The sequence below is a fragment of the Pseudomonas sp. 2822-17 genome (genome assembly GCF_002742485.1).
GTDB lineage: Bacteria > Pseudomonadota > Gammaproteobacteria > Pseudomonadales > Pseudomonadaceae > Aquipseudomonas > Aquipseudomonas cyclaminis.
Map to the genome: position 1 here is coordinate 66,776 of NZ_LJRZ01000455.1, position 20,898 is coordinate 87,673.

At 60.1% G+C, this 20,898-nt stretch carries 18 protein-coding genes; 12 read left to right on the plus strand and 6 right to left on the minus strand.

Annotated features, from left to right (window positions below; genetic code table 11):
• Positions 1–133 precede the first annotated feature (133 nt).
• From AOA60_RS17075 to AOA60_RS17090, 4 genes are all read left to right on the plus strand, one after another.
• Positions 134–730 (plus strand): superoxide dismutase, encoded by a 597-nt coding sequence (locus AOA60_RS17075; RefSeq protein ID WP_003212997.1) that lies wholly within the window; start codon positions 134–136, stop codon positions 728–730.
• A gap of 135 nt (positions 731–865) precedes the next feature.
• Positions 866–1,087 (plus strand): hypothetical protein, encoded by a 222-nt coding sequence (locus AOA60_RS17080; RefSeq protein WP_099585452.1) that lies wholly within the window; start codon positions 866–868, stop codon positions 1,085–1,087.
• Between the two features lie 445 nt (positions 1,088–1,532).
• Positions 1,533–3,584: a bifunctional diguanylate cyclase/phosphodiesterase gene (locus tag AOA60_RS17085; RefSeq protein ID WP_099585453.1), complete on the plus strand. Its 2,052-nt coding sequence runs from the start codon at positions 1,533–1,535 to the stop codon at positions 3,582–3,584.
• A gap of 127 nt (positions 3,585–3,711) precedes the next feature.
• Positions 3,712–5,055, plus strand: a complete 1,344-nt coding sequence (locus tag AOA60_RS17090) for an imelysin family protein (RefSeq protein WP_099585454.1) — start codon at positions 3,712–3,714, stop codon at positions 5,053–5,055.
• 61 nt (positions 5,056–5,116) lie between these two features.
• Here the strand turns inward: AOA60_RS17090 and AOA60_RS17095 are convergent, their stop codons facing one another.
• Positions 5,117–9,223 carry a DUF6543 domain-containing protein gene (locus AOA60_RS17095; protein ID WP_143522458.1) on the minus strand — a complete coding sequence of 1,369 codons (4,107 nt, stop codon included), beginning with the start codon at positions 9,221–9,223 and terminating at the stop codon, positions 5,117–5,119.
• Positions 9,224–9,406: 183 nt separating this feature from the next.
• Between AOA60_RS17095 and AOA60_RS17100 the strand changes: the two genes are divergently transcribed.
• Entirely contained in the window at positions 9,407–10,861 is a 1,455-nt protein-coding gene (locus tag AOA60_RS17100; protein ID WP_099585456.1) for a TrkH family potassium uptake protein, read from the plus strand.
• On the opposite strand, the gene AOA60_RS17105 is transcribed toward AOA60_RS17100, so the two are convergent.
• A complete protein-coding gene (locus tag AOA60_RS17105) occupies positions 10,818–11,876 on the minus strand; it encodes an AraC family transcriptional regulator (RefSeq protein WP_099585457.1) in 1,059 nt (352 codons plus the stop codon). The genes AOA60_RS17100 and AOA60_RS17105 overlap by 44 nt on opposite strands.
• Before the next feature lie 161 nt (positions 11,877–12,037).
• Here AOA60_RS17105 and AOA60_RS17110 point away from each other — a divergent pair, with 161 nt between their 5' ends.
• The 4 genes from AOA60_RS17110 to AOA60_RS17115 all read left to right on the plus strand — a co-directional run bounded on the left by AOA60_RS17110 (position 12,038) and on the right by AOA60_RS17115 (position 14,190).
• Entirely contained in the window at positions 12,038–12,349 is a 312-nt protein-coding gene (locus tag AOA60_RS17110) for a DUF962 domain-containing protein (protein WP_099585628.1), read from the plus strand.
• 161 nt (positions 12,350–12,510) lie between these two features.
• Entirely contained in the window at positions 12,511–12,639 is a 129-nt protein-coding gene (locus tag AOA60_RS33950; protein ID WP_024077105.1) for a hypothetical protein, read from the plus strand.
• A gap of 75 nt (positions 12,640–12,714) precedes the next feature.
• Positions 12,715–12,888, plus strand: a complete 174-nt coding sequence (locus AOA60_RS33055; RefSeq protein ID WP_178075372.1) for a hypothetical protein — start codon at positions 12,715–12,717, stop codon at positions 12,886–12,888.
• A gap of 105 nt (positions 12,889–12,993) precedes the next feature.
• Positions 12,994–14,190, plus strand: coding sequence for an MFS transporter (locus AOA60_RS17115; protein ID WP_099585458.1), 1,197 nt, complete (start codon positions 12,994–12,996; stop codon positions 14,188–14,190).
• Here the strand turns inward: AOA60_RS17115 and arfB are convergent, their stop codons facing one another.
• Positions 14,191–14,604, minus strand: a complete 414-nt coding sequence (gene arfB / locus AOA60_RS17120) for an alternative ribosome rescue aminoacyl-tRNA hydrolase ArfB (RefSeq protein WP_088426440.1) — start codon at positions 14,602–14,604, stop codon at positions 14,191–14,193.
• A 63-nt stretch (positions 14,605–14,667) separates the two neighbouring features.
• Between arfB and AOA60_RS17125 the strand changes: the two genes are divergently transcribed.
• Positions 14,668–15,042, plus strand: coding sequence for a cytochrome c (locus tag AOA60_RS17125; protein ID WP_099585459.1), 375 nt, complete (start codon positions 14,668–14,670; stop codon positions 15,040–15,042).
• An 84-nt stretch (positions 15,043–15,126) separates the two neighbouring features.
• Here AOA60_RS17125 and AOA60_RS17130 read toward each other — a convergent pair whose 3' ends face one another.
• Complete coding sequence (locus AOA60_RS17130; protein WP_099585460.1) at positions 15,127–16,548, minus strand: amino acid permease; 1,422 nt, start codon at positions 16,546–16,548, stop codon at positions 15,127–15,129.
• Between the two features lie 637 nt (positions 16,549–17,185).
• On the opposite strand from AOA60_RS17130, the gene AOA60_RS33060 reads away from it, so the two are divergent.
• Positions 17,186–17,323, plus strand: a complete 138-nt coding sequence (locus AOA60_RS33060; protein ID WP_034100099.1) for a hypothetical protein — start codon at positions 17,186–17,188, stop codon at positions 17,321–17,323.
• A gap of 70 nt (positions 17,324–17,393) precedes the next feature.
• A complete protein-coding gene (locus AOA60_RS17135; RefSeq protein WP_099585461.1) occupies positions 17,394–18,353 on the plus strand; it encodes a leucyl aminopeptidase in 960 nt (319 codons plus the stop codon).
• 125 nt (positions 18,354–18,478) lie between these two features.
• Here the strand turns inward: AOA60_RS17135 and rluB are convergent, their stop codons facing one another.
• A complete protein-coding gene (gene rluB / locus AOA60_RS17140; RefSeq protein ID WP_099585462.1) occupies positions 18,479–19,690 on the minus strand; it encodes a 23S rRNA pseudouridine(2605) synthase RluB in 1,212 nt (403 codons plus the stop codon).
• 292 nt (positions 19,691–19,982) lie between these two features.
• Entirely contained in the window at positions 19,983–20,888 is a 906-nt protein-coding gene (gene scpB, locus AOA60_RS17145) for an SMC-Scp complex subunit ScpB (RefSeq protein WP_099585463.1), read from the minus strand.
• Between the last annotated feature and the right edge of the window lie 10 nt (positions 20,889–20,898).

Here is a 20,898-nt window from a genome sequence, read left to right on the forward strand (position 1 = left end):
GCGTGGTTTTGCCGCACCCCCGGTGCTATGATCCTGCCCCTGCGCCGCAAAGAGTACAAACTCCCCGGCGCTTGTTTGGCCGCCCGTGATCGGCCTTGCGCTCACCGCAACTGACCTGATTAGGAGAATCATCATGGCTTTCGAATTGCCGCCGCTGCCCTACGCACACGATGCCCTGCAGCCGCACATCTCCAAGGAAACCTTGGAATACCACCACGACAAGCACCACAACACCTACGTCGTGAACCTGAACAACCTGGTGCCTGGCACCGAGTTCGAAGGCAAGACCCTGGAAGAGATCGTCAAATCCTCTTCGGGCGGCATCTTCAACAACGCCGCTCAGGTCTGGAACCACACTTTCTACTGGAACTGCCTGGCGCCAAACGCCGGCGGCCAACCGACCGGCGCACTGGCTGAAGCCATCAACGCTGCGTTCGGTTCGTTCGACAAGTTCAAGGAAGAGTTCACCAAGACGTCCGTCGGCACCTTCGGTTCCGGTTGGGGCTGGCTGGTGAAAAAGGCTGACGGTTCCCTGGCCCTGGCCAGCACCATCGGCGCCGGCAACCCGCTGACCAGCGGCGACACCCCGCTGCTGACCTGCGACGTATGGGAACACGCCTACTACATCGACTACCGCAACGTGCGTCCAAAGTATGTGGAAGCGTTCTGGAACCTGGTCAACTGGAAGTTCGTGGCTGAGCAGTTCGAAGGCAAGACCTTCACTGCCTAAGCAACCCTTGCAGTAAAAAGAGCCCGGCGATTGCCGGGCTTTTTTATGCTGTAAAAAAGGCGGAACCCAACAGGCAGTTTTTGCCACGCAATCAGCGAGAGGAATTTTCCTCTACTACCTGTCGGAGAAATAACAATGATTAATGGTGCAACGGCAGCAATTCCGGTGGTTGGAGACCTGTTGAAAGCAGCCATTCCCGTCGTGGGAGATGTGGTCAAGGCGATTGCGCCACTGCTTCAACCCTTTGCGGATGCGATGGCAAAGAAAATTGGAGGCGAGGACACTGAGGCTTCAGACAAACCCGTAGATTTTTCCGCGCCAAAGGCTGAAAAGATGACGGTCACGTTCTCGCAATAAACAAGAAGACGCTGGTAGCTCAAGGGGGCAAGCAGTCTTGCTTGCCCCCTCACTCAGGGCTTTTCGGCGCGGGCACCAGGCCTGCGCCATTAGAATGTGATTTGCGGCGGCTGGCTCGAACTCCCGCCGGCAGAACCCACTGAGCCACTCAACACGGTTTTTGCGAGGTCCGCTGCCATGCTTGCCGCCTGGCCCACCAGTGGAAGAACCATAGGGGCCAGCGCCGATGCTGCTGCCATTCCTGCTCCTGCTGCGATCATCCGTCAATACTCCGAAATGTGTGAAAGGGGTATTCCTTTCATGACTTGGGTGGCCAGTTCCGAGTCTTCGGTTCCGTTTTTCGTAACTTTTTACGGATGGCCCAATGTCCCTTTGACTGCCATCACCAGATTGCCAATACTCATGGCATAGTGAAGGCCACCCGCATGAGACAAGGAATGCCCCTTTGAAGCTGGAACTCAAGAACAGCTTGTCGGTGAAGTTGCTACGGGTTGTGCTGCTGTCGGCGTTGATCGTGGGCGTGGCGCTGAGCGTGGCGCAGATCGTTTTCGATGCGTACAAGACGCGCCAGGCCGTTGCGGGCGATGCCCAGCGCATCCTCGACATGTTTCGCGACCCCTCGACCCAGGCCGTCTACAGCCTGGACCGCGAGATGGGTATGCAGGTGATCGAAGGGCTGTTTCAGGACGACGCCGTGCGCATGGCCTCCATCGGTCATCCCAACGAAACCATGCTCGCGGAAAAAAGCCGTGCCTTGCAGCAATCCTCCAGCCGCTGGTTGACCGATCTGATCCTGGGACGGGAACGCACCTTCACCACCGCATTGGTCGGTAAGGGCCCCTACAGCGAGTATTACGGCGACCTGAGCATCACTCTGGACACGGCCACCTATGGCAAAGGTTTTATTGTCAGCTCGGTGATCATCTTTATTTCCGGGGTGTTACGTGCCTTGGCCATGGGCCTGGTGTTGTACCTGGTTTACCACTGGCTGCTGACCAAGCCGCTCTCGCGGATTATCGAGCACCTGACGTCGATCAACCCGGACCGCCCTAGCGAGCACAAGATCCCGCAACTCAAGGGCCACGAGCACAACGAGTTGGGGTTGTGGATCAACACCGCCAACCAGTTGCTCGAATCCATCGAGCGCAACACCCACCTGCGCCATGAAGCAGAAAGCAGCCTGTTGCGCATGGCTCAATACGACTTCCTGACCGGCCTGCCGAATCGCCAGAAACTGCAGGAGCAACTGGACAGGATCCTCATCGACGCCGGCCGCCGCCAGCGCCGCGTGGCGGTGTTGTGCGTGGGGCTGGATGACTTCAAAAGCGTCAACGAGCAGTTCACCTACCAGGCTGGCGACAAATTGTTGCTGGCCCTGGCAGACCGGTTGCGTGCCCACAGCGGCCGCCTCGGCACCCTCGCCCGCCTGGGCGGCGACCAATTCGCCCTGGTACAGGCCGATATTGACCAGCCCTACGAAGCGGCGGAGCTGGCGCAAAGTATCCTCGACGACCTGGAAGCGGAGTTTGCCCTCGATCATGAGGAAATTCGCCTGCGCGCCACCATCGGCATCACCCTGTTCCCGGAAGACGGCGACAGCACCGAGAAGTTGCTGCAAAAAGCCGAACAGACCATGACCCTGGCCAAGAGCCGTTCGCGCAACCGCTATCAGTTCTATATCGCCAGCGTCGACAGCGAAATGCGCCGTCGCCGCGAGCTGGAAAAAGACCTGCGCGACGCCTTGGGCCGTGAGCAGTTCCACTTGGTGTACCAGCCGCAAATCAGCTATCGCGACCAACATGTAGTGGGTGTAGAGGCGCTGATCCGCTGGCAACATCCGGAACACGGCCTGGTGCCGCCGGACCTGTTTATTCCGCTGGCCGAGCAGAACGGCACCATCATCCCGATTGGCGAATGGGTGCTGGACCAGGCCTGCCGGCAATTGCGCGAATGGCATGACCAGGGCTTCACCGACCTGCGCATGGCGGTCAACCTGTCTACCGTGCAGTTGCACCACGCCGAGTTGCCACGGGTGGTCAATAACCTGATGCAAATCTACCGGCTACCGCCGCGCAGCCTGGAGCTGGAAGTCACCGAAACCGGCCTGATGGAAGACATCAGCACGGCCGCCCAGCACCTGCTGAGCCTGCGCCGTTCCGGGGCATTGATCGCCATCGATGACTTCGGCACCGGCTATTCATCGCTGAGCTATCTCAAGAGCCTGCCGCTGGACAAGATCAAGATCGACAAGAGCTTCGTCCAGGACCTGCTGGACGATGACGACGATGCGACGATCGTGCGGGCGATTATCCAACTGGGCAAAAGCCTGGGCATGCAGGTCATCGCCGAAGGCGTGGAAACCGCCGAGCAGGAGGCTTACATCATCTCCGAGGGCTGCCATGAAGGTCAGGGCTACTACTACAGCAAACCCCTGCAGGCCCGGGAGCTGGCGGTTTTTTTGAAGCAGGCCGAGCGCAATAACGCAGCCATTCTCTGACGCGGCAAAACGATACTGAATATTTCCCGCGTTTAACCCTTTACACAAAATGCAAATCTTTCGCATTATGTCGCAGTTTTTGCGCTCTCGCGCGCGCCCTATCAACAACCGAAGCAGGATGTTCGCCATGATTCGTATGCCCCTGGCCACCGCCAGTCTGCTGGCCATTGCCATTTCTCTCGCCGGTTGCGGCGAAGGTAAAGACAAGGCCGCAGCGCCCCAGGCGCCGACCCCGGCTGCCAGCACTACCGCTCCAGCGGCTGCCACTCCTGCCGGCAAGGTCGACGAAGCGGCTGCCAAGGCCGTGGTCGCGCATTACGCCGACATGGTATTCGCGGTGTACAGCGATTCCGAGTCCACGGCGAAAACCCTGCAGACCGCTATCGACGCGTTCCTCGCCAAACCGAACGACGAAACCCTGAAAGCCGCCCGTGCCGCCTGGGTTGCCGCTCGTGTGCCGTACCTGCAGAGCGAAGTGTTCCGCTTCGGCAACACCATCATCGACGATTGGGAAGGTCAGGTTAACGCCTGGCCCCTGGACGAAGGCCTGATCGACTACGTAGACAAATCCTACGAGCACGCCCTGGGTAACCCAGGTGCCACGGCCAACATCATCGCCAACACCGAGATCCAGGTCGGCGAAGACAAGATCGACGTGAAGGACATCACTCCGGAAAAACTCGCCAGCCTCAATGAGCTGGGCGGTTCCGAAGCCAACGTCGCCACCGGCTACCACGCCATCGAATTCCTGCTCTGGGGCCAGGACCTGAACGGCACCGGCCCTGGCGCCGGCAACCGTCCTGCGTCGGACTACCTGACCGGTGATGGCGCCACGGGCGGCCACAACGAGCGCCGCCGTGCCTACCTGAGCGCCGTGACCCAACTGCTGGTCAGCGACCTGCAGGAAATGGTCGGCAACTGGAAACCCAACGTCGAAGACAACTACCGCGCCACCCTGGAGGCAGAACCTGCCACCGACGGCCTGCGCAAAATGCTGTTCGGCATGGGCAGCCTGTCCCTCGGCGAACTGGCCGGTGAACGCATGAAGGTTTCCTTGGAAGCCAACTCGCCGGAAGACGAACACGATTGCTTCAGCGATAACACCCACAACTCGCAGTTCTATGACGCCAAGGGCATCCGCAACGTCTACCTGGGCGAGTACACCCGCGTCGACGGCACCAAGATGACCGGCGCGAGCCTGGCATCCCTGGTGGCCAAGGCCGATCCGGCTGCCGACACCGCGCTGAAGGCAGACCTGGCTGCGACCGAAGCCAAGATGCAGGTCATCGTTGATCACGCCAACAAGGGTGAGCACTACGACCAGTTGATCGCGGCCGGCAATGACGCAGGCAACCAGATCGTGCGCGACGCGATCGCCTCGCTGGTCAAGCAGACCGGTTCGATCGAAGCCGCAGCGGGCAAGCTGGGCATCAGCGACCTCAATCCGGATAACGCTGATCACGAGTTCTGATCAGCAGCGCACCGCAAGCGCAATGCTTGCGGTGCCTGGTCACAAGTCTCCCGCCTTTGCGTCAGCCCCTGATGATGGAAGCAATAGCGCTGTTATAACGATTGATCAGCCCGCCCTGCAGCACTACAAACTTCCCGCTGTCCTGACTTTGCCTGATGAGCGTTTTGCTCACCTCATCCAGAACATTCAGGCTCAACTGCGATGGCGCACCTGGGACGAAGTGACGCGCCGAGGACACGCCGCCCCTCGGAATCATGCAGTACACCGTGTCACCTTGCGGCCATCGAAATAACAACTCCGGGCTCGGCCCTCCGTCGGCAATGAACTGGTAGCCCATCGCGCCCAAATGGCCCTTCAGCACTGCTCTGGCTTGGACTGCACCCCATGGGTCCAGCAGATTATTCCCGTACGTCTTGGGCAAGTTGAAATTCAGCGTTACAAACCCTGAAAGGGCTTGGTTGTCGATAATCGATAAAGGCTGAAGCAGCATCAATGGATCAAGCCCCAGCCCCATGCCTTTTGCACGCCATCTGTTCAACTGAGCCAGGAACGCCGTCAGCCCGCTTGAGCTGACAACGCCGCCAGGATTGCAGTAATCGGACAGCGCACCGACCAATTTTTTAGCGGCGCGTGTGGTCAAGACCGGAAAGGCCTCCATCGCATAGCCAGCTGGAGTTCGCTTAAAGTGCCGACTGCTATCGATCAGCCATTGATTGCTAGACACATCGAAACACGCCAAGCGAGGCTGTTGAAAGATGTTGCGGCTCACCATCACGTCAATGTCAGCGGTGACACTCGGCGGCAAGCGCGGATCATAGATATGAACCCAATTGTCGGGAAAACTGTCCCCCTTGGGCAGGATTGGATAGAACTGCTGCTCCACCTGGATGACATCTGCGGCTGCAACGCCTGACGCTTGAGGTACCTTGAACGTGTGAGGACGAGATGCATTGGGGGTCAACTGCGAAGCATCCAGCTCCAGCCTCCAGCCAGACCATACGTACTTGCCCGGCAACACACTTGGCACTATGGGGAAACCGGGGCCTGGCACCACGACGGCAGGTTCGCTGACCGTGACGGTCGACGCGCCAAGCGGTTGGTAGCCGTTCAACAAGTCCCACACATCATCCACGGGGCGGTTCAGGTAGGCCTGAAAACGGCTGGGGATCTCACGCCAGGTACTTATTTCCCTCGCAAACTCCAACTCCAGTTCCAGGACCCGCCCCTGAGGGAAGCTGAACGAGTCGAGCACTTGCCGCGCACGGGTTCGAGACAAATAGGGAAAGGCATTCATCAATGTCCGCTCAACGGGGAAACCACCTTTCAAGCCAATGGCCGGTGCAGCGATTTCCCAATGCCCCAAGGCATGTCGGCGGATCGGCGCATGATGAAAAGCGAACGGCGTGCGTGCATCGATTACGCGCCAGACGTGCACATCGGCGTCGTACTTGACGAGGTACCAATGCCCGGCGTCCTTCAGAAAGTGCCTCGCCAAACCACCGTTTACGGGCGCCTGGGTGAACACGTTCTGGCGCTCCCAGCCCTTCAATGGCGTTAACCGCGAAGGCACTGTGCGTTGCGCCATTTTGCTGTTCAACCCCCAGGGCTGGGAGGGTTTGCGGGACGGTGCATGGCCCATCCAGCCGTCAAACACCGTGCCAACCAATTCGGCGAAAGCTCTGACAAAGCCATGGGCCGCCACCTCCCGGTCCCCCTGTTTCGCCGCTTCGATGGCCTTGACCAGTGAATACAGGCTCCTGGCCAAACCGATCACCATGGTCACCTTGATCGGCAGGATCGCCATGACCACATCCAGCGCCACTTCAGTCACACCAGACACCGTGTCGATGTTGGTTTCCTGGGTCGTGGTCGATTGGGCGGCGGCCGAATTGATCGCCGCCGAGGCTTCGATCTCGTAAGCCTCCAGAAAGATGTTGTCCGCAATCCTGGCCAGATGCACCAGCGTGCCGGGCACCGGCGTCTTCAACAGGTTACGCACGCTCGACTGTTCATCTCGACTGACGCGACTCACCAGGTAGTCGTGCCAGGCGCTGTGATTGATCACCTCGCGATAAAAGGCAGCGCGATCGCTGAACTCGTAAAACACACGCCCCAAAGGCGCCTGGGGCATATACATCACCAGCGAACCGACAGACTCCGACGCTGTACTGAACACCCACACACCACGCACCCGGGCACCGCGCAGTTTGAGGCTGCGCACCAAAATGCGATGGCCCTCGACCAGGGCACGCTCACTGGTATCTTCAGGGTGGTCCAGAGCGCAATTGACCCAGTTGAATCCCCGGTCGTGTCGATTGGGCAGGAAATCCCCGGCGATCTTTGCCTCAACGGCATCCACACGTACCTGGTATTGCATGAGCGTCGCGTAACTGTCTCGCTGGGCAAGGGCTGCGGGCGATGTCAGCAAGCGGTCCTTGAGAAAGGCATCATATTTTTCACCGATGTTCAGGCCTCGGACCAGGTCCTTGACCTGGGAAGCGCTCAGGCCCTCGTAGGGTTTGCCTTGGTTATCGGTGATCGTGGAGAAATTGACGAAGTTGAAATCCAACCCGCCGACGTTTTCCAGGGCCACGTGGGTCAAGCTGCGGGTGTGCGTGAGGTGGCGCGGTCCTTCATCCGGTATAACCGGCCTGGCGCCGGCGCCATACACCGCCGAAGGTAGGCGTGGCGTTCTGGTCTGGACCTTGATGTGATCGGGGTCCACCTCAAGCCCATGCTCGGCTTTCAAGGCGTTGCGCAGTTGCTCATTGGCGTAGGCCAGCAACGTCGCCTTGTCACCGAACTGCTGCAGGGAGGGCAAGCCGTCCCATTCAAGCACACGCGCAAGCTCGTGTTGATACTGTGTGAAAGCGCTCGTCCATGCGGTTTGCTCGGCCGGTGATGCCGACTTCAGGAACGCCTTGAGTCGCCCGGCGATGCGCTTGGGCTCTCGGGCCAGCTCAATGGATTGCAGGCCGAAGGTATCGCCCAAATCAGTGACGCGGTTCAGGCTATCGGGCAGGTCACTGATCCCGTCAAACAACTCACGACCGCGAAAATGCTCGATCTGGGTGACGAAGTCCTCACGCAGTCGCTCACATTGCGCCTCAACGCTTGCCGCACAGGCCGAGTCGGTGATTTCCCGGTACAGCCACTGGTTCTGTGCGTTCGCCTGCTTGTGCGTGCCCATCCCACGGATGTGGTGCTTTTGGGCAATCATCATCAACAGCTCTTCGAAGGTCGTCTCGGCGCTCAATCGGCGATGCAGCTCCTGATCCAGCTGCGCCAGCGTTTCAAACCCTTCAAGCCCTCTTTCCGGGGTGAACAACACAACCGTGCCGACCGAGGCATCACTCGCCAACTCACGATCTGGTGCCGAGCTGGCGGATTGACCGCCGGGCTCCCTGGCAGTCAGCACCAACGCACCGTGCAGCAGCAAATTCGGCGCGGCGCCCTCACCCTTGAGCGCCACACTGAACACAGAGGGCCGGTAGCCCTTGAGGTGCTGCTGCCGGGACGCGTTATCGGGATAGCGCAGGATTTTAGTCAGCAGCACGTAGGCACCGTCGCTCAAGGTGCCATCGCTCTTGAGCAACTCGGCCTCAAGCCGCAGTTGCTCGGACCTCTGGGCGATCAGCCAGGCCTTGCGCGTTCGAGTGTCGGTCAGGCCGACCGGGCTCGACCAATAATGCTGCAGATAACGCTCATAACGCACCGGCAGCTCGCCCGCCAAGGCGTCCAGAAAACGATCGAAAGTGGCGGGGGTCAACTCGGTCACCGGCGTGGTGGCATCCCCCGTTCCGGTCCGGCGCTCAAAGGCAGTCTTGCCTTTGGCATAGTCCGACGGCTGCTGATGGACAATTCGCCGGACCACGGCATCCAACACATGGGCAGGCAGGTTGTGGGTGTGGTCACGGTCGAACAACGGGTTGGTGTTGCCCTCGCGGATGAAGATCGCTTGAGGATCGCTGTGGGAACCCAACGCGGGGAACGCCTGTTCCAGTGCGTCCTGGACAAATCCGTGGAACGTTGGCTGTTGCTGGAAAAAACGTCGGATCGTGACATTCAGCGCCACCAGGTCGTTCAGTTGGGAAACCTGGAGCGGCGTATCGATCGACGACAATCGCCGCCTGATCGAGGGATGCAGCGGCACGTGATTAGAGGACATGGGACCACCTTGGAGCCATTGACTGGGAAGCCTCCATGCTGCTTGGATCAAGGGCCGCGGATGAATTACATAGTTGTCTTGCGCAACCGGAACGATGAGACTCGCGGCGCACCGCCAGCCCCGGGTTTACATGCCCCGCACCCCAGGTAGAATGGCGCCTCTGCCCTATTTCGAGTTCACTTCATGGCGTTGCCGACCCTGCGCATCATCGGTTTCATCATCGGCATCTTCCTGATCACACTCGCGATCGCCATGGTTGTGCCCATGGCCACCCTGGTGATCTTCGAACGCACCAGCGACCTGCCCTCGTTCCTGTGGGCCAGCCTGATCACCTTTATCGCGGGGCTGGCGCTGGTTATCCCAGGCCGTCCCGAACATGTGCACCTGCGCCCACGCGACATGTACCTGCTCACGGTCACCAGCTGGGTGGTGGTGTGCGTGTTCGCTGCGCTGCCGTTTTTGCTGACTCAGCACATCAGTTACACCGATTCGTTTTTCGAAAGCATGTCCGGCATCACCGCCACCGGCTCCACGGTACTGAGCGGCCTGGACAGCATGTCGCCGGGCATCCTGATGTGGCGTTCACTGCTGCACTGGCTGGGCGGTATCGGCTTTATCGGCATGGCGGTGGCGATCCTGCCGCTGCTGCGCATTGGTGGGATGCGCCTGTTCCAGACCGAGTCCTCGGACCGCTCGGAAAAGGTCATGCCCCGCTCGCACATGGTGGCGCGGCTGATCGTGGCGGCGTATGTGGGCATCACCATTCTGGGCAGCCTGGCGTTCTGGTGGGCCGGCATGGGCCTGTTCGATGCGATCAACCACGCGATGTCGGCGATTTCCACCGGTGGTTTCTCCACCTCCGACGAATCCCTCGCGCACTGGAAACAACCGGCGGTGCACTGGGTGGCGGTGGTGGTGATGATCCTCGGCAGCCTGCCGTTTACCCTGTACGTGGCCACCTTGCGCGGTAATCGCAAGGCCTTGATCCGCGACCAACAGGTACAGGGTTTGCTCGGTTTGCTGGTGGTGACCTGGCTGGTGCTCGGCACTTGGTACTGGTGGACCACCAACTTGCATTGGCTGGATGCCTTGCGCCACGTGGCGTTGAACGTCACGTCAGTCGTGACCACCACCGGCTTTGCACTGGGGGACTACAGCCTCTGGGGCAACTTCTCACTGATGCTGTTCTTCTACCTGGGCTTTATCGGTGGTTGCTCGGGCTCCACCGCTGGCGGGATCAAGATTTTCCGCTTCCAGGTTGCCTACATCCTGCTCAAGGCCAACTTGAACCAGCTGATTCACCCGCGTGCCGTGATCAAGCAGAAGTACAACGGCCACCGTCTCGACGAAGAAATCGTACGGTCGATCCTGACCTTCTCGTTTTTCTTCGCCATCACCATCTGCGCGATCGCTTTGGCCCTGTCGCTGCTGGGCCTGGACTGGATGACCGCACTCACCGGCGCCGCCAGTACCGTCTCCGGCGTCGGCCCCGGCCTTGGCGAAACCATTGGCCCGGCGGGCAACTTCGCCAGCTTGCCGGATGCGGCCAAGTGGATCCTGTCCCTGGGCATGCTGCTGGGCCGTCTGGAAATCATCACAGTCTTTGTTCTGTGCATCCCGGCGTTCTGGCGTCACTGACGGGCGCCGTGTCTTGCAACCGCGCCCGGTATTCGCCGGGCGTGGCATCGAACCAGCGGCGGAACGCACGGAAGAAGTTGCTGGGATCGGCAAAGCCCAGCAGGTAGGCAATCTCCAGCAGCGTCATGCTTGGCTGCGCCAGGTATTGCTCGGCCAGTTCGCGGCGGGTGTCGTCGAGCAAGGTCTGGAAACTCGTGCCCTCCTCCTGCAAACGCCGCTGCAAGGTGCGTTGGGACAGGTGCAACGTCTGGGCCACCACTTCACGCTTGGGTTCGCCCTGGGGCAGCAGGCGACACAGCACCTGGCGCGCCTTGTGGGTCACGCGGCTCTCGGAAAAGCGCGCCAGGTATTCACCGGCAAACCGGTCGTGCAAAAGCGCCATGGCCTCGTTGGCCGTGGGCAGCGGCGCGTCCATGTCGGCGCGCTCGAAAATCAACGCGTCATAGGCCGCGTTGAACTCCAACGGGGCATGAAACGCTTGCTTATAGGGCCCCAGGTCAGCCGGCTGTTCACCTTGCAACAGGACTTTGCGCGGTTGCAGGGTGCGCCCGGTCAGCCAGCCGCACAGCGCCAACGCACAGGCCAGGGAGGCTTCGGCGCTTTGCCTGGTGGGCGGCAGATGGTCGCCATGCACCGTCAGAATCAGCGCATAGCCTTCAGGTAAAAGTCGGAAACTCAAGTCGGCGCTTTCGGCGATGATCCGCTGGTAACGCACCAGCCGCATAAAACCTTCAGCCAGTGTGTTACTGGACATCAACGCATAACCGGTCACATGAAACGACGCCGGGCGCACCACCTTGCCCATGTTCAGGCCAATCGCCGGGTTGCCCGACAGCTCCACTGCGCGCTGCCACAGGCGGGTCATGGAATCCTGCGGGAACCGCGCGTCGGGGTCGTTGAGGGCGGCGTAGTCCAGGCCCAGCTGTTTGAACAGAGCGCGGCAATCCAGGCCATCCATTTCCAGTGCCTTGACTATCCCCATTGCCCAGCTTGCAGAAGTTGTTCGTTCGCTCATGGCGTCTTCTTAATAAAGCAGGCTCAAAACGGCAGCCAGGAAGCCAAGGATACTAAAGTGGCATCTAATGTCACTGGCTGTTACCACTGATCACTCTAGACTCAAATAAGCTCCCCGCCGAACACCTGTTGGGCGGCATAACAACCAAAGGGCCGATCACCGTGGAAAACGTCAAGCGATTCAAGAGCTTCGCCGAGTTTTACCCTTATTACCTGGCCGAGCACGCCAATAGCACCTGCCGGCGCCTGCACTTTATCGGCACAACGCTGGTGATCGGGATCCTGGCGTATGCCATCGGCCGGGGCTCCCTGGGCCTGTTGATCGCCTTGCCTATCGCGGGCTACAGCTTTGCCTGGATTGGCCACTTCTTCTTCGAAAAGAACCGCCCGGCCACCTTTCAGCACCCGTTCTACAGCTTGATAGGCGATTTTGTGATGTACCGCGACATGATCCTGGGCAAAGTGCCGTTCTGAACGGTGTGACCTCTTGTCACTTGCGTAAAAACCATGAAGGTTCGTGCATCCGTCGATATAAAAGTCTTTTTGTCATTTACAGTGCTGTATCCTGCCAAGGCTTTTTGAGAGCGCGGAATCACCTGCGATTGAAAAAACAGACCTTGCGAGGAGCGACGACGATGCACGAGATACCTAATCTCCCCTTCCCAAGCCTGCACGAAACTGAGCAGCCAACACCGCAGCAGGCCAGCGCCAAGCAGCCTGAGGCCAAAGAAGCAAAACCAGTCGACAGCAAAAGCCAGGACTGACGCCGTACCAGACCGTGTGGAAAGCGCAGCTTTGAGCGCTTTCCACACTGCCTGAATCACCCGAGATTCCCCATCATGACCGACCCCCCCCCCGACACCGCCGTACTCGATGCTGCCTTGCAAATGGTCGACGTGTGGAACCGTCTCAGCGCGGACAAACAAGCCGTGCTGCTCAAGCGCTTCGGCACCCAGGAAAACGCCTTGGCGGCCCTGGTCACCACCCAATTACTGGCGCCTGCCAAAACCTGACGTCTTTTTGATCTGACGTTTTTGCGTTTTACCGCCCTGCGCACGCCAAAGCCCCGGTATCATTAGCAGCCTATCTTTACCTGCTGCGACAGTGGACCTCTCCCCATGCCAGATACCCAGCGCCCCATGGCGGTCACGCTGCAAGTTGTTTCCATCGTGTTGTTCACCTTTATCGGCTACCTGAATATTGGCATTCCCCTGGCTGTATTGCCGGGCTATGTCCACAGTGAGCTGGGCTATGGCGCGGTGATCGCAGGGCTGGTGATCAGCGTGCAATACCTGGCCACCCTGCTGAGCCGTCCTTACGCCGGCAAAATCATCGATAACCTGGGCAGCAAGCGCGCCGTGCTGATCGGCCTGGCGGGCTGCGGCCTGAGTGGCGTGTTCATGCTGCTCGCAGCGTGGTTTTCAAACCTGCCGGCCGTCAGCCTGGGCAGCTTGCTTGTCGGTCGATTGGTACTGGGCAGCGCGGAAAGCCTGGTGGGCTCGGGCGCCATCGGCTGGGGCATCGGCCGGGTAGGCGCGGCGAATACGGCAAAGGTCATCTCCTGGAACGGCATTGCCAGCTATGGCGCGCTGGCCGTTGGCGCGCCGCTGGGCGTGGTACTGGTGAAGAGTTTCGGCCTGTGGAGCATGGGCGTCAGTATTATCCTGCTGGCCATCGTCGGCCTGCTGCTGGCCTGGAACAAGGTCGCCGCGCCGATTGTGGCCGGCGTGCGCCTGCCGTTCATGAACGTGCTGGGCCGCGTACTGCCCCACGGCTGCGCGTTGGCCTTGGGTTCTATCGGCTTTGGCACCATCGCCACCTTTATCACGTTGTATTACACCACGCAGCACTGGGATAACGCGGTGTGGGCCCTGAGCCTGTTCGGCGCCAGCTTCATCGGTGCACGGTTGTTGTTCGGCAATTTGATCAACCGCATCGGCGGCTTTCGCGTGGCGATTGCCTGCCTGTCAGTAGAGATTCTCGGCTTGCTGTTGCTGTGGCTGGCGCCGGACGCCAACCTGGCCCTGGCTGGCGCCGCATTGAGCGGCTTTGGCTTTTCCCTGGTGTTCCCGGCGCTTGGCGTGGAGGCCGTCAACCTGGTGCCGGCGTCCAGCCGAGGCTCCGCCGTGGGGGCCTACTCGTTGTTTATTGACTTGTCGCTGGGCATCACCGGCCCATTGGCCGGGGCTGTGGCGGCTGGCTTCGGCTTTGCCTCGATCTTCCTGTTCGCCGCTCTCGCCGCCCTCGGCGGCTTGCTGCTGAGCGTGTACCTGTACCGACAGGCACCCAAGGCCCGCGAGGCACGTGGCGACTGACTAAAAGTCGACCTTGCCGCGCCCGGCCTTGATGCTGCCGCGCTTGGTCTTGGATTCGAGACGGCGTTTCTTCGAGCCCAGGGTCGGCTTGGTCGGACGGCGCTTCTTCTCCACCTTGGTGGCGCTGAGGATCAACTCCACCAGGCGCTCCAGCGCGTCGGCGCGGTTCTGTTCCTGGGTGCGGTATTGCTGGGCCTTGAGGATCAGCACCCCTTCGCTGGTGATGCGGCTGTCGCGCAGCGCCAGCAAGCGCTCCTTGTAGAAGTCCGGCAACGACGACGCCGGAATATCAAAACGCAGGTGCACCGCGCTCGACACCTTGTTGACGTTCTGCCCACCCGCCCCCTGGGCGCGAATGGCGGTCAACTCGATCTCGGCGTCGGGCAGGTGGACGTTATTGGAAATTACCAGCATCAATCAAAAACCTTAGGCAACGGACACGCCCAATTCGGACAACATCAACAAGGACGCATGAACATGAAAACACTACTGATCACTTTGCTCGGCACCTTATCACTCATTCAAACATCACTGTCCTTTGCAGATAATGCCAATGGCAAAAACCTCTATTCACAGCGATGCGCCATGTGCCACGGGCCAGACCTCAAGGCCACGGGGCCGTTGGCCAAGAAAAGCAACCCGCCTACACCCGACCTTACAACGCCCGCCTTCAAAAAACGGCTGGCGGCTTATCCGGGCGTTATTGTGTCTTCGGTCATACTTCGCCCGAATGGAGATTTGATCCCGAAAACGCTGCGCGAGAACGGGGTGCAGGTCGCGCCGCATGCCTGGACCGTCAAGGACTTTCGCGATTTGAATGAATACATGAGCGGCGTGATTTCAAAAAATTGACGACTTGAAAACTCAAAAACCCCGCGTCCTGAGTTCCCGATAGAGGAATACAGGACGCGGGGTTTTCTGTGGACGTGCATCTGTTTACTTCAACGCAGCACTCGCTGTGTTCAACGCGGCTTCAGCACTGCGCTTGTTCTTGAGCCAGTAACACACCGCCATAAACGCCACCCACACCGGGATCGCGTACACCGACACCTGGATCCCCGGAATCATCAGCATGATCACCAGGATAAACACCACAAACGCGAGGCAAACGAAGTTGCCGTACGGGTACCACAGCGCCTTGAACAGCGGCACCTGACCGGTGCGGTTCATGTGCTGGCGGAACTTGAAGTGGGAGAAGCTGATCATCGCCCAGTTGATCACCAGCGTGGCCACCACCAGGGACATCAGCAGTTCCAGCGCGTGTTGCGGGATGAAGTAGTTCATCAGCACCGCCACCAGGGTCACTGCCGCCGAGGCGAGGATGGAGCGCACCGGCACGCCGCGTTTATCAATCTTGGCCAGGGCCTTGGGCGCGTCGCCCTGCTCGGCCATGCCCAGCAGCATGCGGCTGTTGCAGTAGGTGCCGCTGTTGTAGACCGACAACGCTGCGGTCAGGACCACAAAGTTGAGGATGTGTGCAGCGATGTTGCTGCCCAGCATCGAAAACACCTGCACGAACGGGCTGCCGCTATAGGCATCGCCGGACGCATTGAGGGTCGCCAGCAGGCTGTCCCACGGCGTCAGCGACAACAGCACCACCAGGGCGCCGATGTAGAAGATCAGGATGCGGTAGATCACCTGGTTGATGGCCTTGGGGATCACGGTGCGTGGCTGGTCGGCTTCGGCGGCGGTGAAGCCGAGCATTTCCAGGCCACCGAAGGAAAACATGATGATCGCCATGGCCATCACCAAACCGCCCACGCCATGGGGGAAGAAGCCGCCGTGTTCCCACAGGTTACTCACCGAGGCCTGCGGGCCGCCGCTGCCGCTGACCAGCAGGTAGCTGCCCAGTGCGATCATGCCGACGATGGCCACGACCTTGATGATGGCGAACCAGAACTCAGCTTCACCGAAGACTTTGACGTTGGCCAGGTTGATCAGGTTGATCAATACGAAGAACGCCGCCGCCGAGACCCAGGTCGGGATCTCCGGCCACCAGTAGTGCACGTACTTGCCCACGGCGGTCAGCTCGGACATGCCCACCAGGATGTACAGAATCCAGCAGTTCCAACCCGACAGGAAGCCGGCGAAACCGCCCCAGTACTTGTGGGCAAAGTGGCTGAAGGAACCGGCGACCGGCTCTTCGACGATCATTTCGCCGAGCTGGCGCATGATCATGAAGGCGATGAAGCCGCAGATTGCATAACCCAGGATCATCGACGGGCCGGCGGACTTGAGCACCCCGGCCGAGCCGAGGAACAAGCCGGTGCCGATGGCGCCACCGAGGGCGATCAACTGGATATGCCGATTTTTCAGGCCGCGTTTCAGCTCGCCTGAAGGGGAATGGGGTCCACTCATGAAAAGGGTCTCACGCAAGGTTTGAGGATATTGAATGCAGGTTGCTGCCTGGAATCTCGACTCAAGCAGCGCCGCTCAAACCCCAGCGCAGGCACCAGGAGTACAGCGTCTTTCTAATGGTCATGCGTCACCTGTTTGTTTTTATCTGTGACGAAATCGAACCCGCCAGGCTCGTGGCCGGGCGGAGTGATCGGGGTCGGCAAACCCCAAGGTCTTGGCCTTTTGCGGGTTACGCAAAGGGGGTCACAGTAAAACGCGGCGCATTGTACACCGCTCGACAGCTTACGCCCGCCCCCGAACGGTGCATGCGACGATCTGTCAGGGATTCCTTACAGCTTCGAGTCGCCCAATAACGCCACCGTTTAGTCGTAAACTAATCGTTACATCGCGGAAAACCTGCGTTACAGCTGTCATCTTTGGGAAAATTGGCGATCCGAAGTTTCCGTCAACAAGAGGCTGCCAGCTCACTGTTTTTTCTCAGAAAAAATGCGCGCTAAAAAAACAGAAGAAAAAATCCAAATGAAACCGTGTCAATAAATATTTTGCATTAAGTAACAGCCTCTCCTAGGTTCATTCCACTTGCCAGCGAAGCCCGTTGGCAGGCCGTACTCAAACACCGTCCTCTAGGAGATACACCATGCAAGTACTGGAAAACGACCTGGAAACCGAACTGCAACTCGACGACTGGTTTGAAGCACCGACCCACGAGGCCGCCGTTGAAATGATGCAAGCCGATGCCGTGGTGCCGTTCGGCACCGCGATGTGGCCGTTCTAACCGGCAGGCATCCGGCAGGTGCTGTGCACGGCGCCTGCCCCCTTTCCCAAGGCACACAAGGACACACGTCATGGACAAGGCCCGCGCCGTCGAACACTTTCTCTACTACCTCGCCCACCACCCGGCTCTCAGCGGCCTGAACTGCCCCACCGTGCTGCTGGGCCATACCGAGCGTTACGACGCCATTGCCCAGGCCATCACCCACAGCAGCGACGCCCGCTTCAACTTCCAGGTACAGCGCCTGGACCTGACCGCCAGCGATACCTTGGCCCACTCCATCGAAACCTGTGACCTGTACCTGTTTCTCTACGACTCCTCGACCCTGCCAAACCCACGCGCCGAAGGCCCGGACTTTATCCGCGCCTTGCAGGGTGTAATGGCTGAGCACTGGAAGAAGTCCCTGCTGTTCAAGGATTACGGCGATTACTTCTACGACACCTTCAGCGTGGAGCCGCAGCGTATTGCCGATCTCAACGCCACGCTGATCCGGCGCATGGGCCAGGCCAATGTGCTCAGCTTTACCGACAAACATGGCTCGCGCCTTGAGGCGCCACTGAGCAGCATCAAGAAGTGGACCAATATCAACGGCGTCGGTAACCACGACCTGGCCCCCGGCGAGATCGCCACCCACAGCGAAGCCATCAACGGCCAGGTTCGGTTTGTCGGCACTTTTCTCAGCACCATCCCGTTTGCGCGCAAATACGGCGTGCTGCAATCGCCGCTGGAGTTGTGGATCGAGAACTCGACCGTCTGCAGCGTCGCCAGCGATGTGCCGGGGCTGGTGGATGATTTCAATAAGTACCTGAACGCCAACCCGTCGAACCGGCGTGTGGAAGAACTGGGGATTGGTACCAATGAAGGCGTGAAGGACCTGTATGCACGCAATGCCGGGTTTGAGGAGCGCCATTGCGGCTTGCACCTGGGCCTGGGCGGCGGGCAGAAAGGCAGCCATCACCTGGATCTGATCTTTGCCAGCGGGGTATTGGCACTCGACGACAAGCCGGTGTTTGATGGCACTTTCGCGTTTTAGAAGGACATCAGGATGACGAGTCCCCCTGTGGGAGCCGGGCTTGCCCGCAATTGAATGCATTTCAAATCCAGATCTAAAAAAAACGCCAACCCGAGGGTTGGCGTTTTTGCGCAGCGCTTAGCGCATCACTGCGGCTTCTTGCGCCCAAAACCCGGACGCTGACCCGAACCCGCCGGAGCGCCACGGCGCTTGCCCGATGGCTCGTCGGCCACCAGTTTCGGGCCGGGGCGCTTGTTCGCCGCCGGCTTGGCTGGGCGCTTGGTGCTGGCGTTGTCGGCTGGGCGATCTGCCTCGCCACGGTTGCTGCGACCACCGGCCGGCGCAGGACGCGGGGTACGCGGTGCGCGCTCGCCTTCCTGACGCGATGGGGCCGTTGGGCGGCGCTCACCTTCGATATGCGGCTGACGGGAGATACGCCCGCCGGTCGCCGGGGCATCCAGCGCCGGGCGTACGGTACGCGCCACACGCTCGGTACGGGCCACAGGACGCGACGATTTACGCTGCATACGCTCAAGCTTGTCTTTGCTCTTGGCGTTCATCTGCGGCATGGCGACCGGCGTCAGGCCCACTTCGGCGCTGAGGATGTCGACTTCGTATTGGCTCATTTCGCGCCAGCGGCCCATCGGCAGGTCGGAGTTCAGGAACACCGGACCGAAACGCACGCGCTTCAGGCGGCTGACCACCAGGCCCTGGGACTCCCACAGGCGACGTACTTCACGGTTACGGCCTTCCATCACCACGCAGTGGTACCAGTGGTTGAAACCTTCGCCACCTGGAGCCTGCTTGATATCGGTGAACTTGGCCGGGCCGTCTTCCAGCACGACGCCGGCTTTCAAGCGCTCGATCATCTCGTCATCGACTTCGCCACGGACACGTACCGCGTATTCACGGTCCATCTCGTAAGACGGGTGCATCAGGCGGTTGGCCAGTTCACCGTCGGTGGTGAACATCAGCAAGCCGGTGGTGTTGATGTCGAGGCGACCGATGTTGATCCAGCGGCCTTCTTTAGGCTTGGGCATCTTGTCAAACACGGTCGGACGGCCTTCAGGGTCGTCACGGGTGCAGATCTCGCCATCGGGCTTGTTGTACATGATCACGCGGCGCACCGATTCGGCGGCCTCTTCACGCTTGATGACCTTGCCATCAATGGTGATTGCATCGTGCAGGTCGACGCGCTGGCCAAGCGTGGCCTCGACGCCGTTGACCTTGATGCGCTTCTGGGTGATCCAGGCTTCGACGTCGCGGCGCGAGCCCACGCCGATACGCGCCAGCACCTTTTGCAGTTTTTCACCTGCTGGGCCGATTTCCTGGCTGTCGTTCTGGTCTTTGTCGTTCATCTTAAGCACCTCCCGGTGGGTCGATTCAGGCGTGGCCTGAAGAGTGTTGAAAACGGGGCTTTGGCCGAATAGGTCGGCAAAGGGTCGCGAATCATACGCTCATGGTGAGCGTTGCGCATCAGAGACTAGTCGATATGCGCCAAGTCATTTGTTTTTCCGCCGGCCGGTGGCGCCCAAAGCACAAGAGAACCAATGTGGGAGGGGGCTTGCCCCCGATTGCGGTGTGTCAGGATCAAATGTACTGACTGAACCACCGCCATCGGGGGCAAGCCCCCTCCCACATGGGCCCGTGTCAGTCTTCGAACTGGCGCCGTTCGTTTTCGATGGCTTCGGCCAGGGCGCGGGCTTCGTCTTCTTCGTCGCTCAGTGGCGGTTGTTCAAGGGCGGCGACCGCGGCCAGGAGTTTTTCGCGGGCATCGGCGACGCCGAGGGCGTCTTCTTCGGATTCGACCTCAGGCTCTGGGGCTTCCGGCTCCGCCACCCCATCACGCAGCAGATCGTCAAAGTCGGTCTTGATGCCCTGCTCCATGTCGTCCAGTTCCAGCAACAACGTGTGGAAACTGGTTTCGTCCTTGGGCTCTTCCGGCTCGGCACTGGCATCGGCCAGTTCCTGCAGGCTTGCCGGCACCGGGGCGTCGTCGAAGTCCAGCACCGGCTCGGCTTCCATCTCGCGCAATTCGGCCAGCGGCGGCAGGTCGTCGAGGTTTTTCAGGTTGAAGTGGTCGAGGAATACCTTGGTGGTGGCGAACATCGCCGGTTTGCCCGGCACGTCGCGGTAGCCGACGATGCGGATCCACTCGCGCTCCAGCAACGTCTTGACGATATGGCTGTTGACCGCCACGCCCCGCACATCCTCAATCTCGCCACGAGTGATCGGCTGGCGATAGGCGATCAGTGCCATGGTCTCCAGCATCGCCCGTGAATAACGCTGCGGGCGCTCTTCCCACAGACGGCCGACCCACGGGGAAAATTTCTCACGGATTTGCAGGCGATAACCCGACGCCACTTCGCGCAGTTCAAAGGCGCGGCCTTCGCAGGACTTGCGCAAAATCTCCAGCGCCTTTTTGAACACCGGCGGTTCGGGGCGCTCGGCCTCTTCGAAGAGTTCGAACAGGCGCTCCAGGGATTGCGGTTTGCCCGAGGCCAGGAGAAAGGCCTCCAGCAGGGGCGCCAGTTCGCGGGGTTCAGTCAGATTCATCGATTCAGCT

Coding starts and splice junctions, on each gene's coding strand:
- AOA60_RS17075 (WP_003212997.1), top strand. CDS start 134: ATGGCTTTCGAATTGCCGCCGCTGCCCTACGCACACGATGCCCTGCAG.
- AOA60_RS17080 (WP_099585452.1), top strand. CDS start 866: ATGATTAATGGTGCAACGGCAGCAATTCCGGTGGTTGGAGACCTGTTG.
- AOA60_RS17090 (WP_099585454.1), top strand. CDS start 3,712: ATGATTCGTATGCCCCTGGCCACCGCCAGTCTGCTGGCCATTGCCATT.
- AOA60_RS17095 (WP_143522458.1), bottom strand. CDS start 9,223: ATGTCCTCTAATCACGTGCCGCTGCATCCCTCGATCAGGCGGCGATTG.
- AOA60_RS17100 (WP_099585456.1), top strand. CDS start 9,407: ATGGCGTTGCCGACCCTGCGCATCATCGGTTTCATCATCGGCATCTTC.
- AOA60_RS17105 (WP_099585457.1), bottom strand. CDS start 11,876: ATGAGCGAACGAACAACTTCTGCAAGCTGGGCAATGGGGATAGTCAAG.
- AOA60_RS33950 (WP_024077105.1), top strand. CDS start 12,511: ATGCACGAGATACCTAATCTCCCCTTCCCAAGCCTGCACGAAACTGAG.
- AOA60_RS33055 (WP_178075372.1), top strand. CDS start 12,715: ATGACCGACCCCCCCCCCGACACCGCCGTACTCGATGCTGCCTTGCAA.
- AOA60_RS17115 (WP_099585458.1), top strand. CDS start 12,994: ATGCCAGATACCCAGCGCCCCATGGCGGTCACGCTGCAAGTTGTTTCC.
- arfB (WP_088426440.1), bottom strand. CDS start 14,604: ATGCTGGTAATTTCCAATAACGTCCACCTGCCCGACGCCGAGATCGAG.
- AOA60_RS17125 (WP_099585459.1), top strand. CDS start 14,668: ATGAAAACACTACTGATCACTTTGCTCGGCACCTTATCACTCATTCAA.
- AOA60_RS17130 (WP_099585460.1), bottom strand. CDS start 16,548: ATGAGTGGACCCCATTCCCCTTCAGGCGAGCTGAAACGCGGCCTGAAA.
- AOA60_RS33060 (WP_034100099.1), top strand. CDS start 17,186: ATGCAAGTACTGGAAAACGACCTGGAAACCGAACTGCAACTCGACGAC.
- AOA60_RS17135 (WP_099585461.1), top strand. CDS start 17,394: ATGGACAAGGCCCGCGCCGTCGAACACTTTCTCTACTACCTCGCCCAC.
- rluB (WP_099585462.1), bottom strand. CDS start 19,690: ATGAACGACAAAGACCAGAACGACAGCCAGGAAATCGGCCCAGCAGGT.
- scpB (WP_099585463.1), bottom strand. CDS start 20,888: ATGAATCTGACTGAACCCCGCGAACTGGCGCCCCTGCTGGAGGCCTTT.